28 protein-coding genes are annotated in these 13,886 nt (G+C 60.2%); 9 read left to right on the top strand and 19 right to left on the bottom strand.

The annotated features are described in order from the left end of the window. The coding region (locus ACR65T_RS13085) for an AAA family ATPase (protein WP_434496885.1) at positions 1-148 on the bottom strand (148 nt) is incomplete at its 3' end. A gap of 376 nt (positions 149-524) precedes the next feature. Here ACR65T_RS13085 and ACR65T_RS13080 point away from each other — a divergent pair. The 3 genes from ACR65T_RS13080 to ACR65T_RS13070 are packed head-to-tail and all read left to right on the top strand — an operon-like array spanning position 525 to position 1,919. Further along, the gene (locus tag ACR65T_RS13080; protein ID WP_434496884.1) at positions 525-956 is read left to right on the top strand and encodes a response regulator; all 432 of its coding nucleotides are present in this window, start codon (positions 525-527) and stop codon (positions 954-956) included. Between the two features lie 55 nt (positions 957-1,011). Beyond that, positions 1,012-1,482, top strand: coding sequence for an ankyrin repeat domain-containing protein (locus tag ACR65T_RS13075; RefSeq protein ID WP_434496883.1), 471 nt, complete (start codon positions 1,012-1,014; stop codon positions 1,480-1,482). Continuing rightward, positions 1,479-1,919: a SufE family protein gene (locus ACR65T_RS13070; protein ID WP_434496882.1), complete on the top strand. Its 441-nt coding sequence runs from the start codon at positions 1,479-1,481 to the stop codon at positions 1,917-1,919. The genes ACR65T_RS13075 and ACR65T_RS13070 overlap by 4 nt, the downstream gene beginning before the upstream one ends. A gap of 14 nt (positions 1,920-1,933) precedes the next feature. Here the strand turns inward: ACR65T_RS13070 and ACR65T_RS13065 are convergent, their stop codons facing one another. Beyond that, positions 1,934-2,284: a (2Fe-2S) ferredoxin domain-containing protein gene (locus ACR65T_RS13065; protein WP_014892140.1), complete on the bottom strand. Its 351-nt coding sequence runs from the start codon at positions 2,282-2,284 to the stop codon at positions 1,934-1,936. A gap of 225 nt (positions 2,285-2,509) precedes the next feature. On the opposite strand from ACR65T_RS13065, the gene ACR65T_RS13060 reads away from it, so the two are divergent. After that, positions 2,510-2,878, top strand: coding sequence for an SUF system Fe-S cluster assembly protein (locus ACR65T_RS13060; protein ID WP_434496881.1), 369 nt, complete (start codon positions 2,510-2,512; stop codon positions 2,876-2,878). 141 nt (positions 2,879-3,019) lie between these two features. Beyond that, positions 3,020-3,730, top strand: a complete 711-nt coding sequence (locus ACR65T_RS13055; protein WP_434496880.1) for a dienelactone hydrolase family protein — start codon at positions 3,020-3,022, stop codon at positions 3,728-3,730. A gap of 136 nt (positions 3,731-3,866) precedes the next feature. Here ACR65T_RS13055 and ACR65T_RS13050 read toward each other — a convergent pair whose 3' ends face one another. Both ACR65T_RS13050 and ACR65T_RS13045 read right to left on the bottom strand, forming a co-directional pair. After that, positions 3,867-4,055, bottom strand: a complete 189-nt coding sequence (locus tag ACR65T_RS13050) for a hypothetical protein (RefSeq protein WP_434496879.1) — start codon at positions 4,053-4,055, stop codon at positions 3,867-3,869. 40 nt (positions 4,056-4,095) lie between these two features. After that, positions 4,096-4,524 (bottom strand): Rieske (2Fe-2S) protein, encoded by a 429-nt coding sequence (locus ACR65T_RS13045; RefSeq protein ID WP_123174926.1) that lies wholly within the window; start codon positions 4,522-4,524, stop codon positions 4,096-4,098. A gap of 155 nt (positions 4,525-4,679) precedes the next feature. Here ACR65T_RS13045 and ACR65T_RS13040 point away from each other — a divergent pair, with 155 nt between their 5' ends. Next, the gene (locus tag ACR65T_RS13040) at positions 4,680-5,003 is read left to right on the top strand and encodes a hypothetical protein (RefSeq protein ID WP_434496878.1); all 324 of its coding nucleotides are present in this window, start codon (positions 4,680-4,682) and stop codon (positions 5,001-5,003) included. A 44-nt stretch (positions 5,004-5,047) separates the two neighbouring features. Here the strand turns inward: ACR65T_RS13040 and ACR65T_RS13035 are convergent, their stop codons facing one another. After that, a complete protein-coding gene (locus ACR65T_RS13035) occupies positions 5,048-5,530 on the bottom strand; it encodes a hypothetical protein (protein ID WP_434496877.1) in 483 nt (160 codons plus the stop codon). Between the two features lie 150 nt (positions 5,531-5,680). On the opposite strand from ACR65T_RS13035, the gene ACR65T_RS13030 reads away from it, so the two are divergent. Next, positions 5,681-5,923: a hypothetical protein gene (locus ACR65T_RS13030; protein WP_434496876.1), complete on the top strand. Its 243-nt coding sequence runs from the start codon at positions 5,681-5,683 to the stop codon at positions 5,921-5,923. Between the two features lie 24 nt (positions 5,924-5,947). After that, positions 5,948-6,214 (top strand): hypothetical protein, encoded by a 267-nt coding sequence (locus tag ACR65T_RS13025; protein ID WP_434496875.1) that lies wholly within the window; start codon positions 5,948-5,950, stop codon positions 6,212-6,214. Between the two features lie 30 nt (positions 6,215-6,244). On the opposite strand, the gene ACR65T_RS13020 is transcribed toward ACR65T_RS13025, so the two are convergent. Together ACR65T_RS13020 and ACR65T_RS13015 are read right to left on the bottom strand one after the other, a co-directional pair. Next, positions 6,245-6,412, bottom strand: coding sequence for a hypothetical protein (locus tag ACR65T_RS13020; RefSeq protein WP_434496874.1), 168 nt, complete (start codon positions 6,410-6,412; stop codon positions 6,245-6,247). A 35-nt stretch (positions 6,413-6,447) separates the two neighbouring features. After that, positions 6,448-6,888 carry a Rieske (2Fe-2S) protein gene (locus tag ACR65T_RS13015; protein WP_434496873.1) on the bottom strand — a complete coding sequence of 147 codons (441 nt, stop codon included), beginning with the start codon at positions 6,886-6,888 and terminating at the stop codon, positions 6,448-6,450. Positions 6,889-7,100: 212 nt separating this feature from the next. Between ACR65T_RS13015 and ACR65T_RS13010 the strand changes: the two genes are divergently transcribed. After that, a complete protein-coding gene (locus ACR65T_RS13010; protein ID WP_434496872.1) occupies positions 7,101-7,376 on the top strand; it encodes an aldehyde dehydrogenase in 276 nt (91 codons plus the stop codon). 66 nt (positions 7,377-7,442) lie between these two features. On the opposite strand, the gene ACR65T_RS13005 is transcribed toward ACR65T_RS13010, so the two are convergent. The 12 genes from ACR65T_RS13005 to ACR65T_RS12950 all read right to left on the bottom strand — a co-directional run bounded on the left by ACR65T_RS13005 (position 7,443) and on the right by ACR65T_RS12950 (position 13,857). Beyond that, the gene (locus tag ACR65T_RS13005) at positions 7,443-7,673 is read right to left on the bottom strand and encodes a hypothetical protein (RefSeq protein WP_123174921.1); all 231 of its coding nucleotides are present in this window, start codon (positions 7,671-7,673) and stop codon (positions 7,443-7,445) included. Between the two features lie 14 nt (positions 7,674-7,687). After that, positions 7,688-7,996 carry a 2Fe-2S iron-sulfur cluster-binding protein gene (locus tag ACR65T_RS13000; protein WP_109024514.1) on the bottom strand — a complete coding sequence of 103 codons (309 nt, stop codon included), beginning with the start codon at positions 7,994-7,996 and terminating at the stop codon, positions 7,688-7,690. A 29-nt stretch (positions 7,997-8,025) separates the two neighbouring features. Beyond that, a complete protein-coding gene (locus ACR65T_RS12995; protein ID WP_434496871.1) occupies positions 8,026-9,237 on the bottom strand; it encodes a DegT/DnrJ/EryC1/StrS family aminotransferase in 1,212 nt (403 codons plus the stop codon). Continuing rightward, positions 9,234-9,497, bottom strand: coding sequence for a hypothetical protein (locus tag ACR65T_RS12990; RefSeq protein ID WP_434496870.1), 264 nt, complete (start codon positions 9,495-9,497; stop codon positions 9,234-9,236). Before ACR65T_RS12990 ends, ACR65T_RS12995 begins: the two co-directional genes overlap by 4 nt. 25 nt (positions 9,498-9,522) lie before the next feature. After that, positions 9,523-9,879 (bottom strand): DUF3024 domain-containing protein, encoded by a 357-nt coding sequence (locus ACR65T_RS12985; RefSeq protein ID WP_434496869.1) that lies wholly within the window; start codon positions 9,877-9,879, stop codon positions 9,523-9,525. A 17-nt stretch (positions 9,880-9,896) separates the two neighbouring features. Next, a complete protein-coding gene (locus ACR65T_RS12980; protein WP_123177380.1) occupies positions 9,897-10,136 on the bottom strand; it encodes a nitrogen fixation protein NifZ in 240 nt (79 codons plus the stop codon). 11 nt (positions 10,137-10,147) lie between these two features. Then, positions 10,148-10,450, bottom strand: coding sequence for a nitrogen fixation protein NifZ (locus tag ACR65T_RS12975; protein ID WP_196402480.1), 303 nt, complete (start codon positions 10,448-10,450; stop codon positions 10,148-10,150). A gap of 402 nt (positions 10,451-10,852) precedes the next feature. Beyond that, the gene (locus ACR65T_RS12970) at positions 10,853-11,716 is read right to left on the bottom strand and encodes an SIR2 family NAD-dependent protein deacylase (RefSeq protein WP_434496868.1); all 864 of its coding nucleotides are present in this window, start codon (positions 11,714-11,716) and stop codon (positions 10,853-10,855) included. A 4-nt stretch (positions 11,717-11,720) separates the two neighbouring features. Continuing rightward, entirely contained in the window at positions 11,721-11,936 is a 216-nt protein-coding gene (gene nifT, locus ACR65T_RS12965) for a putative nitrogen fixation protein NifT (RefSeq protein WP_018406774.1), read from the bottom strand. A 36-nt stretch (positions 11,937-11,972) separates the two neighbouring features. Continuing rightward, on the bottom strand, positions 11,973-13,160 hold the full coding sequence (gene nifS, locus ACR65T_RS12960) for a cysteine desulfurase NifS (RefSeq protein WP_434496867.1): 1,188 nt from the start codon (positions 13,158-13,160) through the stop codon (positions 11,973-11,975). 12 nt (positions 13,161-13,172) lie between these two features. Continuing rightward, positions 13,173-13,472 carry a NifU family protein gene (locus ACR65T_RS12955; RefSeq protein ID WP_014892119.1) on the bottom strand — a complete coding sequence of 100 codons (300 nt, stop codon included), beginning with the start codon at positions 13,470-13,472 and terminating at the stop codon, positions 13,173-13,175. A gap of 64 nt (positions 13,473-13,536) precedes the next feature. Beyond that, positions 13,537-13,857: an iron-sulfur cluster assembly accessory protein gene (locus tag ACR65T_RS12950; RefSeq protein WP_014892118.1), complete on the bottom strand. Its 321-nt coding sequence runs from the start codon at positions 13,855-13,857 to the stop codon at positions 13,537-13,539. Between the last annotated feature and the right edge of the window lie 29 nt (positions 13,858-13,886).

Genomic DNA, 13,886 nt, shown 5'->3' with positions numbered 1-13,886 from the left:
TGAGGCGCGTCGAGTCCGCCTTCGGATCGCAGCCGACGATCAAAATGCGATGACCCAACTCGGCCAGAGCGGCCAGCGTGTTCTGGGACGTCGTCGACTTGCCGATGCCCCCTTTGCCATAAAATGCGATTTGCCGTAGTGACGACATGTCTGTCTCCTCTTGAGCCCTTCGACAGCTACCCAGAGATACTGGGCAGTTCCTATGCATCAGAAACTGGTCGCGGGTTAAGGGAAGGAACACATCGCTCGGCGTAACGTAGGCGTGCGTTCAGCCCTCACTCGCATTCGACAGGTAGCAACGGCCGTGCCAGCGCGGCATTAGTGGCTAGTTCGTTGTTTTATTGTGATTTGATCAATCGATGAGCGCATTCCACTTCGGCTGTTTTTGTGAAGGAAGCCGACAGTCGCGACATTTGTTGTGAACAGAACATCGCACCCCGCTCGTTGCTCCGCGACCTTTGGAACAGAGCTTGCTTCTTATCTTCTGCACGGCATTTGGCGGCGTATCTTCGAAAGGAGCAGGAATGCAGATTGGCGTCGAAACCGCGAAGGCGGTCGATCAACGGCGGGTGTTCGTCCTCGACGAAGACGAGATCGTGCGCGCCGCGCTTCAGTTCATGCTGCACGACGAGATCGAAACCCACGAAATCGCCAGCATCCAGGAAGCCTATGATAAGGGCGTCGGTTGGCTGAAGCCGGACGTCGTTCTGCTCGGCGCTTCTTTTCTAAGGAGCAGTGGCGTGTCGCTTCTTATGGAATTGACGGAACGTTTCGCCGGCGTGCGGATATTAATCGTCTGCGATAAGGCCGACGAAGCGGTTGCGGTGGACGCCATGAAACATGGCGCGCATGGCATATTGGTGAAACCGCTGAAGATCGAGAATGTGCGGCAGAAGGTTGACACCGTTCTCGGGCGTGGCGGCGCCAAGCCGCTCGTGCAATTAGGGCTGCTTTAATCAATACGCCGACCTCTCGTCGGCGCTGCAATGGAGTGACGGCATTACCCCGCAGTTGACGCAATTGTTGACGATGCAAGGCTTTCCGACGGAAGGCGTGAACGCCGTCGGGGTCGACGGCCTCACGCCGCTTCTTCGAGCCGCGGCCGAGGCGAACGTCCCGGTGTTGCGCGAAATCATCGCAGCGGGCGGGGATCTCCACGCCGCGACCCGCGACGGCAACAATGCAGTATGGTTGGCGTGCAAGCAGGACAGCGTGGAGGCCATCGAGTTGCTCTCCGCCGCCGGGGCCAATGTCCACCATCGCAATCCCGACGGCTCGACGGCGCTGATCTATGCGGCGTCGGCGGGCAAGACCGCCGTCGTGACGCTCTTGCTTGCGCTCGGCGCAGATCCCCTGGAAGAGAACGTCGACGGATTTTCGGCGCTTGATCTCGCGGCGAACGTCGAATGTCTGCAAGTATTGCGCGTCGCGTCTCGCCAGCGCCGCGATCGGCTCAAAGCTGAAGGAATGGTCGAAACATGACGACGATCGACGACATCATCGAAAACTTCTCGCTGCTCGACGATTGGGAAGACCGCTACCGCTATGTCATCGAGCTTGGCAAAATGCTCGAGCCGCTTCCCGATGCGTTGAAGAACGATCAAAATAAAGTCTCGGGCTGCGCCAGCCAAGTCTGGCTGGCGACGACGATTTCCGACGCAAACGGCGGCGAACCGGCATTGATGATCCGAGGCGATAGCGACGCGCATATCGTGCGCGGCCTCGTTGCAATCTTGCTGACGCTCTGCTCCGGCAAGACCGGCGCGGAAATCCTGAAGGCGGATCCTGTCGCCTTGTTCGAGCGTCTTGGCCTACGCGAACATCTGACGCCGCAACGCTCCAACGGCTTCAAGTCGATGGTGGGGCGCATCCACGCGGAGGCGCGCGAGTTGCTCGCGGCCTCCAGCGCGGTGTCTTGAACGCTCGGGAGCGCTCAGCGCGACAAAATCATCACCAAGCGGTCGACGCGCTTGCCGCCCTTGAGATGCGAGTCGTAAATCTCGTCAATATCTTCGGCCGTCGTCGGCCGATACCAGACGCCCTCGGGATACACCACCATCAGGGGCCCCGCTGAGCAAAACCCCATGCACCCCGCGGAGGTGAAGCCGATCTCGCCGCCGCCGTCCGCTTCAACGCGCTTGCCGAGCCGCTCCCAAAGCGGCTGCGCGCCGAGCGAGCCGCAGCTGCCGCGCGGATGGTTCGGCGGCCGCTGCGTGAAACAAGCAAAGACATGGCGCTTGTAAAGTTGAGGCAGCTCAAATTCTTCTTCAGGCGTATCCGACATACTGCACCGAGCCTTTGTGAGGATTGTAACACGGCGCTCTGTGAGAAATGCGCTTCGTAAACGAAGGCGCTCAACCATGACGCCGCGGACCGTGGACGTGGAATGATTGCAAATTTCAGTCCAGCCGCAGCAAAGCTGACTGGCGCCTTACTTGCTGGTTGACTTCGAGCTGTCGAGAGTTCGACGCACGTCATGCAGGATACTCAGATGGAACCACGAGGCGACATGACACAGCTTTCCGAGCCGAATAGTCGCGTCAGCCGCAGCGATTCTTCGCCCGAGGCGCAGGCGCTTTATGAAGACGTCGTTCTTGCGCTGCGGACCGTGTTCGACCCGGAAATTCCGGTGAACATATATGATCTGGGACTGATCTATCGCATCGACGTTATCGATCGACGCGACATCGACATCGACATGACGCTGACGGCGCCAGGCTGCCCCGTCGCCGGCGAAATGGTCGGCATGACGAAGAAGGCCGTCGATGCGGTCGACGGAGTCGCGAGCGTAAAAATCAACCTCGTCTTCGATCCGCCGTGGCATCAGAGCATGATGAGCGACGAAGCGAAGCTGGAATTGGGATTTTTCGACTCTTGAGCCGAGGGTCGCTTGGCTAAACGTCGAACGATGCGTCTCATCATGCAGGCATGATATTCGCAATGGGATGTGCAGGCGTGACATGATTCCGCCGTCTCTCGTTCGAGAGCTTCCGTCACTTTGCTGCACATCGAGGCCGTCATGATCGAACTCACTTCCGGAGATGGGCGCAGTTTTTCCGCCTATCGAGCCGAACCCACTGAGGCTCCCAAGGGCGCCGTCGTCGTGCTGCCGGACATCTACGGCGTCACGCCACATCTGCAAAAGGAAGTCGAGGGCTTCGCGGCTCAGGGCTATGTCGCGATCGCGCCAGCGCTCGCGACTCAGGAGGGTGAGAGCGACGGCTCTTCCGTCACGACAGCCCTGCAAGACATTCAGGCCACTGTCGACGCCGTGAAGGGCGTCGGCAAGGTGGCGATCGTCGGCTATGATTGGGGCGGCTATCTCGCCTATGTTTCGGCCAATAGTCTCAGCGACGTCGCCTGTGCGATCAGCTATTATCCGGCGGGGATTTCAGAGGAACGTTGGGTGAAGCGGAAAATTCCGACGTTGCTTCATCTCCCAGAGAATGATCCGTCGTTGCCGATGGAAGAAATCGTCCAATTTCGCGCCCAGCGACCCGACGTAAGCGCCTTCTCCTATCCCGAGGCGCGCAACGGCTTCAATTTCGACGCCGCGGAGAGTTTCAACGAAGCCGCCGCGCAATCGGCGCGCGAGCGCACTTTGTTTTGGATCTCGCAGTATGTCGAGGGTCAGAAGCCGATCGCGCTGAAGAACTCCGGCTCCTATGCGCAGGCCAAGGTCGATAAGAAGAAGAAGAAGAGCGACGACATGGGTCCGCCGGACGCGTGAGGAACGCGCTTCGCCGCAAGCGCCTTGGCGCATGCGGCGTCGTCGTCCCACGAACGCGCCGACGGAAATTGCGGGCGGTCGCCGGGGAGAAGACGAGCGGGATTTCGAAAACTCTGGCCATTGTGAGCGCGCTCCATCAATCGCCCCGCCACAGCGGCCGCAGATAAGCCTCGCACGCAATCGCCGAGCTCCATGTCGTCGACCGATATCTTTTGACTACGAGGTTGGCAACGAGGAGTTCGTCGTTGCGCGGTTGGTTTGAAACCTCGCGCAACGCCGGCGCATTGTCGTCGATGTGATGCAGGAAGGCGGCGTGCTTCTCCAACGCTCCGCCCACAAACATACTCGACGCTGGCGCTCTTGCCTCAGTCAGACGTGATCATGACTTCGGGTGCCTCGTCCGGCTCTTCGAGACCGAGCCCGTCCTCCTCTGCGAGCTCCACGCCTGTGAGGCAGACGTCGCCGTCGTCAATGACGATTTGAATGGATTGCAACTTCTTGCCCTGGCAGGGGCCGATGAAGCAGTGTCCCGTGTCGAGATCGAACTGCGCCTGATGGTGGCCGCAGGTGAGGAAATTCCCCTCTTCGTCGAGAAAATGCCCTGCCTCCGAGTCGAGACGTTCCCCCTTATGCGGACAGGCGTTCTCGAAACCATAGAAATTATTGCCTTTGCGCGTGATCAGGATCGGCCAGGGCTTTGGTTCGCCAGTCTCCTCGATCCGCATCAGAATGAAACCGGTGGCGTCGCCGTCCTCGATCTCGCCCGTCTGGCAAATCGCATAGAGCTCGTTCATTCGCGTCTCCTCGTTGGCGCGCGCCTTGCAAAACCATGCGCCTAAGCGTGCCGCCGAGCAATTGACGAGCCAAGCGTTGCGCGCCGTGAAGCGCGGATTGAAGCCCGATCCAACGAAGGGCTAAAAATCCGGCCAAGAAAAAAGGAGCGACGATCATGAGCGTCATCGAACATGATTTCGGCTTGACGAACCGTCTTACGGAGCGGCGCTTCGGCAAATTGCTGGAACTCGACGCGCTGCATGAGGCGAATATTCGCGCCAATCCGCTGCCCTATCTCGAACGCGCCAGCGAGCGTATCTTCCGCCTGCAAGCCGCCATGTTCGAGGCGATCCAGGCTTCCAAGCCCCCCGCGTCTGGCCCCGCGCCGGACGTCGAGAATGTCCTGGTCGACAAGGCGGAGTATCAGCGTCTGAAGGCCTGTGTCGCCTTGCTGGAAAAAGCCTACGCCGATTATGGAGCGCAAGACGAGGGCGCTTAGAGCGCGGCGCGAGACGCGCCCGCTCCACGCTTTGGAAGCGATGTTCAGGCGGCTTTGGCTTCCGCCGCCGGCTCCCATTTATAGAGTTCTGCGCCGTCTTCCGTCTTCGTCAAGGAGAAGCCGCAGCCTTTGAGCTCCGCGGCCAACCCCTGCCCCTCGCCGGCTTTCACTTCGACATAGACCGGCGCATTGCGCTTCAATATCGCGTCGATCAGCACTTTGAATGCGCCGTTCTCGCGATGGTCTGCGGACACCGCCGCCAGCGAGACGTTGATTGTTTCAGTGTTGCGCAGGCCCCAATCGAGTTCATCGCGACGCGCCAATAAGGCGCCGACGACATTACGCTTCGCATCGAGTATAACCGGCGAGAATTCTGCTGTGCAGCACTTCATGATTTCCGTCAGCGCTCGCTCTTGATCGCTTTCACTTTCAATCGAACACGGAATGTCGGCGGCCGTTTGCCGCATCAAGGCCCATAGGTCTCTCATGTCTTCGAGCGACGCATTTCTATGCGCGAGGTCAGCCACCTGCTTCTCCTTCGATTGTGCGCTTGGGATGCTTTGCGCGCGAACGTTCCTTCAGCAAGCAAGTCTCGTTCCCTGCTGCAACGCCGAAGACCTTGGCAAGAAACTTGCTGCCCTCCGGCGCGAGGATCAAACATCAACGCGAGAGGGAACATGGTTGTCGAAGGCTTTTTCATCGACTGGGACGGCAATGCGCGCAGCACGAGCGATCCGGGCGGCGGCTATTTATGCGAAGCCGATACTGTGGCGCGCTATGTGGCGATCATGACCAAGAGCGGCGCGCTCATGCATGAAGGCACCTATTATAAAACCCTCGCCGACATTGAAAAGGCGGGCATCAGGGCGTCGCTCGTCCCCGGTTCGCATCCCTGGGGAAGCAAGGCGGAAGGCTTTTGATCCATCGCAACGGGAGCTGCGCTCATGCTGCCGACGACCATTCTGATCGATGAAGACCCGCGCTGCGTTGTGCGCCCGATCGACACGAAGGACCTCAATCGATTCTTGCGCAACGGTAAGGCGTTTCTACTCGCCGAAAAGCCGACTGGCAAAGTGACGCATCGCGCTGCGACGGAAGCCGAGCAGATCCGGTGGCGCGAAGCTTTCGCGCTGCATAAGGCATGGGGCGGCGACGACGAGGCTTTCTTCGGAATACCGCTGCACGAAGAACTTTCAGCGAATCCCGATTGAAAGCTCAGGCAACAGCGCGGAGGCGAATCTTCATTCGTCGAGACTGGGCGCGAGGATGACTTCCGCCGGCGCGCCCGGCCCCTGACCCTCGACGAAATCCAATCCGCTGACGCGAGAAAGCCCGCCGTCGCTGTCGATCAGCACCACGGCCTCCTGTGGCAATTCCGCCAATTTCATGATCAATTCAGCCACGGTCATCAGGCGCCTTTCGTACGTGCCATCCACTGCGCCACTCAGCCTGGATGGATCATGATTTCCATCGTTTCGTCCAGATCGTCGTCGTCGGAAATCTCTTCTTCGGCGAGTTTGAGGCCGCACAGGCACACGTCGCCATCCATGACGACGAGCGCGACGGGCTCGATCATCTTATCCACGCATGGCCCCTTGACGCACACACCCGTTTCCAAGTCGAATTCGGCCTTATGCCTGCCGCAACGCAATCTTTGACCGTCCTCGCTAAAAAATTTGCCGTCGCCGATGTTGAGCCAGGAGCCTTGGTGCGGGCAGATGTTTACATAGCCCACGCATTGATCGTTTTCGGTCCGAACGACGAAAATCGAAAAGGGGCGCGTTTCTCCTTCATCCGTGACGCGCGACAGGCTGAAGGGCGCCGCTTGGCCGCGCTCCAGACTGTCGAGCGCGCAAATGACATAGAGACTTACATCGCCCTGCATGCCAAAATCCCCGTCGTCTCTTTCCGCTCCCGCGTAGGCATATCGCGCGCGAGAGTGGAACTTTCAACGCGCGATAGTGTCTGAAAGACAACAATCTTCCTCGCGCAGCGTCCTGGGCGCGAACAAGCATTATTCTTGCCGCACGCTCCGCCAAGCGCGATTATTGCTTCGTCGTATGTATCGATGGCTATCAGCGGAGGCGAAAAGTGGTCATGCTCCAGGTTGACGAACGCAATCAAGACGATCTTTCGCGCCTTGCCGGCTGCTATCTCTACGCTGGAACGCACATCAGCGTCGAAGACGGCATCGTGCATCGCGAAGACGGCCCGGCGGTGATTTTTCCAGATGGCGTGGTGCGTTGGTATTTGCGCGGCAAGGAAGTCAGCCGCGCGGTCAATTCGCTTTTTTATGACAATAAATGGCCCATCGCGAAAGGACTCGATACGGCCGAAAAACGCGCGCGCTTCGCCGAAACCTTCCTGAGCTGAAACCAAGCTTCCCTTCCGCAATACGTCTCGCGGAAGGGATCCTTTTACGCGACGCGCTGGGCAGGATCAGGCCGCCGCATTGTTGGCGGCGATCCCCGCGCGCAGCTCCTCAAGCTTGTCGCGTGTAATGCGGAACACGCCACGACCGCCCGAAAGCCCCTGATAGGCGTCGGGCGCGCTGAGACTGACCCAGTCAAACCAGGCCTGCGCGGAATTCGGCGCCGGCCGTTCGCTGATTTCCGCGACGCTGCCGTCGGGCGCAAAGCGAACATGAAGCATGACGATGTCGGAAGACATTTCTCCCTCCTCCCTTATAAGCCCGACGCGAAACCGAGCAGTTCGACCTTGACGTTTTCCGTGCCGAGGATCTTCGCCTGGCAGGCCAGGCGCGACTTCGAGCCGATGCCGACGATGGTGTCGAGCCTTTCGTTCTCCTCGCGCGCGATCTTGGAAATGCCCTTGCGGCCTTCATGCACATAGATGTGACAAGAGCCGCATTGCGCTTTTCCTTCGCATTTGTGATTGATCTCCTCGCCGCTCGACATGATGATCTGCAGCAAGGTCGCGCCCTCGGCGGCGTCCACCGTCTTTCCGGAGGGCATGATGGTTACGGTCGGCATTTCTATACTCCTGGTTGGCATTTAGACGATTAGTAAATGGCGGCGCCGGCGCCGACATTGATCGACGCTTCCTTCATCGTCTGCACGATGAAGGCGATTTGGCGCTCTTGCAGATGGACGTGGAAAGGCATCGCGACGGCGCGGTCCGAAACCTTCTCGGCGACGAGAAAACTGCCGCGACGATAGCCGTAATCGAAATAGCGCCGCTGCGTATGCAAGGGATTGCTGTAAGCGGCGGCTTCCACCTTTTCGACAAGTAAATCCTCGACGATCGAGTCGCGGCTGGATTTGCTAAAGCGCGTGCCGAGATGAACGACGTAAAGGAACCAGTGCACCTCGTCGACCTCGGGCCCGATGAAGGGATCCTTGATTCCTTCGAAGGATTTGACGTGTTTGAAGTAGTAGTGCTCGATGAGCTTGCGCTTCTCGAGGATTTCTTCGAGCCTGCCCAGCTGCGCCAAGCCCAGCGCCGCGCTCATGTCGCTCATCGCCGCCTGATAGGGCGCGCTGGAGCCCACCACGACGGACGCTCGCTCGCTCGGTCTATGCGCGCGGAAGCGCCGCATCGCCACGGCGACGTCGATGTCGTCGGTGACCACCATCCCGCCTTCGCCGCAGACCAGCGGCCCCGGCTGCGAGAAATCGAACACCGAGGCGTCTCCGAACGTGCCGACGAGCGCGCCCTTGTATTTGGAGCCGATGGCTTCGGTGGAGTCTTCGAGCAGCACGAGCCTATGCTTGGTTGCGATGTCGCGCAGCTCCGCCCATTGCGCCGGATGGCCGTTGGTGTTGCTCGCCACGATCGCGCGCGTTTTGTCGGTGATCAGCGCCTCGATTTTTCCGGTCGCGATGACGCCGGACCAATAGTCGATGTCGGCGAACACCGGCTTGGCGCCGGCAAGCGCGATCGCATGCACGGTTTCGCGGAAGGAATGCGGAGAGGCGATCACTTCATCGCCCGGACCGATCTCGTGCGCGGCGAGCGCGAGCAGCAGCCCCATCGTGCCGCTTGGCGCGGCCACGGCGTATTTGCGCCCAAGATAGGCGGCGAAGGCGGCTTCAAAAGCCTCCATCACCGGGCCGCTGGACAAGCGGCTGGAACGCAGCACCGCCTCGACCGCGGCAATGTCGTCGAGCGTGATGTCGGGGTCGGAAAGGGGAATGAGATCGCCGCCCAACGCCTCGGCCGGCGCAGGCGGCTTCGCTTCGAATTTATCGTCTATTTCGGCCCGCGCATTCATCGCATACTCCCCCGAAAGGCGACGATAACGCCGGTGGCGCGCGCCGGATCGTCGGTAACCGTCACGCAATGATCGGCGGCGTCGAGCAAATGCACGTCGCAGGTCGTGAAGCTGCGGAAGGGCGTTTCGATCACGTCCGACACGTCGCAGCGCGTCCAGGAGAGATGGGAGAATTTGGCGCGCAGCTCCGAAAGCGCCGGCGTCGCCTCGGCCCCGAGCAGTCTTTCGATCTCCGTCAATTCCACGTCGCTGATCGCCATAATCTATCCTCTGTCGAGATCGAACTCACTGCCAGAAGCGCCGCTCGGCGTCTTCTTTGAGATGCTCGAGCAACTCCGCGAGACGTGGAAACTCGCTGTCCAGCTCCCACACGCCGACCGCATGGTCCTTGCGAAGAAGGCGCCAATTGCCCTTGCGTTCGTCGAAGAGCAACAAGGCGATGTCGATGACGCCCCCGTCCGGATCGACGTTCCGCGAGCAGCACGGGCTCTGAATGCGATAGCCGTTCGCAGTTTTCATCACGAGCGGCGTGACGTAGCGGTAGCGACGCCGCTGCTCCAAGGCGCGCACGATGCGCTTGTAGTCGAATTCGTTCGGCTGAGCCGATGCGGCGCCACCGAGTGTCGTGACCGTCGATCGCATGCTCGCCGTCGCTCCTTTTACAAGGGCGCGATCTCTTCCTCGAGACAGCCGACGACACGGCCGTCGGGAAATTCCACGAGGTAGATCGGCGTATTCGTGTCAGTGTGAGATCCGACCTGCACGATTTCACCCAAGCCGCCGTTGGCGACGAGCAGCGCCTCGGGTTGCGCGTCGGGATAGCTCCCATCATTGACGAGATCGACGAGCGTTTTCACTCTCTGACCCCACTGATATTTCGGCAGTCGCGGTTCGAACAATTTCACACTCCTCAGGGCAGCGGCAAATCGACATCGTCGCGCGGATTAGCGGACTCGAGCTCCTTGCGCTTCATGCCGACGCGATTGCCGCTTTCGGTGAACTCGATGCCATAGATATAGAATTGTTGAAGAAACGTGCCGATGCTCACGACGTAGCCTTCCTCGCCTTTCTTCGCGAGAACCTCGCCGATCTCCTTGCCGGCGTATGTCCCGTCATTGCGGATCGTACGCTTCGCCTTCACTTTTTCGCCGAAGGAAAAGATGGGCGGCGCAGTCAGTTCACAAACTTCGCTGTCGCGAACGATGTTGCTCATCGCTGTCTTCTTCCGTGGTGTCGGCCTGCAGTTGCACGCTGCTCAAGCCGCCGGGAATCGGTCGCGTTATCGACCTGGGTCGGCGCCGTCAAACGGCGTGACGGAACCGGAAAGCGGCATGTGTCGCTACGCCGGACAAGAGGCAACATGCGTGCCACGCTGTAGTGTGACGAGGTCAACCGAAGCGGCCTTGCGGGCTTGTACCTTTGCTGACAAGCGAGACGTGGCATTCAAGAATGAATGTAAAAAATGCAACATCCATCGAAATTTGTTTGGCGCTCTTACGCTGAAGGCGCGACAGCTGTTTCGGCCATGCATCTTCCGTCGACGCGCACGAATCGCCGGGCGCTTTGTGAGGTTCACCCGCCGCCGCGCCAAGCATGAGAATAAGGTAATGATCCCTTAGCGGATCAGGATCTCGCAAGCGCGATCGATGGGCAGCGCGATCGGTATGATTCCCTGGATCGTGAGGAACTTCAGCTCGTTTTTCGTCAACACGGCCGGATCGACGATGGCGTGATGCGTGGTCGTCGAGCGCTTCATGATCTGCCGGGCGTACGTGCGCAATAATTGATCGTGGAAGCGACAGCCGAGGAACAGGAAGCTGCGCTCTGACCGACGATTCTTGACCGCCTCGGGCAAGGGCGTCTGAATGTCGATCTCTGTCAGCACCTCGACGTAATCCGCATCGGAGATCAGGAAATTCTTCGCGGGCGCGATGCTGCCATGCGGCTTGTAGAGGACGGTCTTCCAGGCGTCGGCTTTTTCCTTGGTGGTTTCCGTTCCGTCGGCTTCGTAGAACCGGTACCAGCGGTCCTCGCCGATGCCGGCGCGGGTGATGCCCTGGATCTCGCCCCAATCGCTACGGCCTTCGAGCGCTGAACGCATCGTCGCGTCGTACCAGCTGTCAACGATCATCGGCAGCTGCAGCGACGCAAGGTAGACGTGCAGCGGCGTCGGCGCGATGCCGTCGTTGAAGGCCTGCGACATCAACGTCGAGACGGTCGAACGATGCTTCATGTTCTCGATGTGCTGCGCGCTTGCCCAGGCGTTGCCCTTGGCGCGTTTTGGCAGCGCCACCTTGGTCCCGAAAAACGCGGCGAGCGCCTCGGGCGTCATCGGCACCTCGGTTGGCGAGAGCTGCGTCAACCCAGGACCGATATAGGGAATAACGGTCCCCGTCTTCAGCTCAGCGGCGATTTTGCCGAGCGCGTCTTCGGCTTTCTCGCCTTCAAGGAGGACATAGCTGTCAAATGGCGCGTTCATCGCTTCACTCCCCTTCGCCGCGCTTGCGCGCATTGACCGTTATCGGAAGCGAAGTGCCGGCCGCCATTTCGGGCAAATCAAGAACCCAGCCGTTGGCGATCTTGATCCAGCCGCCCCATAAACTCTCGTGCTCGGTTTCGACGATCGGCTCTTCCAAATCTTTTTTGGGGACGTAGATCGACAAGCCGGTCTCTGGCGAACGGCGGATCATGATCTTCATTACATCGACTCCTTTGGCGCGGTCATCGCGCCCGCGCTAGTTCGAGAGCAGCTGCGCTTCCGTATGGCGCGAGGCCCGCGCGATTTCCCTTAACTTGGCGACGATGCCGGGCAGCGTCTCCAGCACATCGTCGATCTCTTCGATCGAGTTTTCTCGCGACAGGGAGAAGCGAATGGCGCCATGCAACGCCTCCTCCGGCACGTTCATCGCGCGCAGCACATGCGAAGGCTCGGTCGATCCCGCTGTGCAGGCCGAGCCGGTGGAGGCGGCGATGCCGGCGCGATCCAAATGTGTCAATATCGCTTCGCCCTCTATGTCGGAAAAGGCGATATTGGACGTATTGACGAGCCGATTGTCGACGTCGCCGGAAATCTGACACTGGCCGATCCGCTGCGTCACGCCGCATTCGAGCCTGTCACGCAAGGCCGCGATATGGGCGGCGTCTTCTTGCAGGCGCAATCGCGCCAATTCGGCGGCGGCGCCAAGTCCAACGATCCCCGGCGTATTCTCCGTCCCGCCGCGGCGCGCCCGTTCCTGGTGGCCGCCGCGAAGGAATGGAGCGAATTTCGTTCCCTTACGCACATAAAGCGCGCCGATTCCCTTCGGACCATGCAGCTTATGGGCGGAAAGCGAGAGGAAATCGATCTGCGTCGTTTTCAGATCGATCGGAATCTTGCCGACCGCCTGCACGGCGTCGGTATGAAACAACGCGCCAGCCTCATGCGCGAGACGCGCCAATTCTTCGACGGGAAACAGCGTGCCGGTTTCATTGTTCGCCCACATCGCCGAGACGATCGCGGTCTTCGGCCCCAGCGCGGCGCGAAAGGCGTCGAGATCAATGCGCCCGCGCGCGTCAACGCCAATGAGATGGACGGCGACGCCGCGCGTCTTTTGCAGATGTTCGACAAGCGACAGGATCGCTGGGTGCTCGACGGCGGTGGTCACGATCTCGTCGCGACCCTCGCGCGCCGCGAGCCCGGCCAAGATCGCCGCATTGTCGGATTCCGTACCGCCTGAGGTGAACACGATTTCGTGATCATGCGCCGCGCCGAGCAGCGCCTGTACGCTGCGCCGCGCCTCCCGGACCGCGCCCGAGACCTCGACGCCGAAGCCGTGCGATGATGAAGCATTGCCGAATTCCTCGCTGAAAAACGGCAGCATCTTCGCCACGACCTCTGGGTCGGTGCGCGTCGTCGCGTTATTGTCGAGATAGACGCGCCGCATCGGCACTCTCGCTCAAAGACGCGCCGCAGCACCCGGCACTGGCACGAGCCGCACGAATTCGCCAAGCTCTTCGATCAGCTTGGCCTGGATGCCCTCGAGCGTCGCGCTGCTCAACTTGCAGAGCACGCAGGCGCCAGTGAGTCGCACCATGATTTTATTGCCGCAGATCTCGATGAGCTCACAATCGCCGCCGTCGCGGCGCAGATTAGGACGAATCTCGTCGATGACAGCGCGAATGACCTGCTCGCGCTCTGGCGACAGAGCCGTTTCGAGCTGGCCGGCCTCTTCGTTCTTCTGATCGTCGTGCAGCATAGCTTCGTCCTCCGCAACGCAGTCCCGCGGACGCGCTCTCATGAATTGTGAAGTCGGGCCGAAATTATCCGAACGACTTGCCGCAGGAGCAGCTCGATTGCGCGTTCGGATTGTCGAAGGTGAAACCCGAGCCTTGCACCGCGACGACATAGTCGATGGTCGTGCCCGTCAGGAGTTCGTGGCTGGTGTTGTCAATGAACACCTTGACCCCGCTGCGCTCAATCACCGTGTCGTCGGGACTGGCTTCGCGCACGAGGCCCATTTTGTACTGATAGCCAGCGCAGCCGCCGGCCTCCACCATGATCCTCAGCCCATCGACGGGATCGGCGGCGCTGGAAATAGCCGTCTGCACTGCATTCAGGGCGCTGTCGGTCAGGTTGATCATGTCGCTCTTCCAGTATCCAAATGCGGCTG

The sequence above is a fragment of the Methylocystis sp. genome (assembly GCF_051061285.1).
Classification (GTDB): Bacteria; Pseudomonadota; Alphaproteobacteria; order Rhizobiales; family Beijerinckiaceae; genus Methylocystis.
Note: the sequence above shows the minus strand (reverse complement) of the source record. Positions and strands in the feature narration are given on the sequence as shown.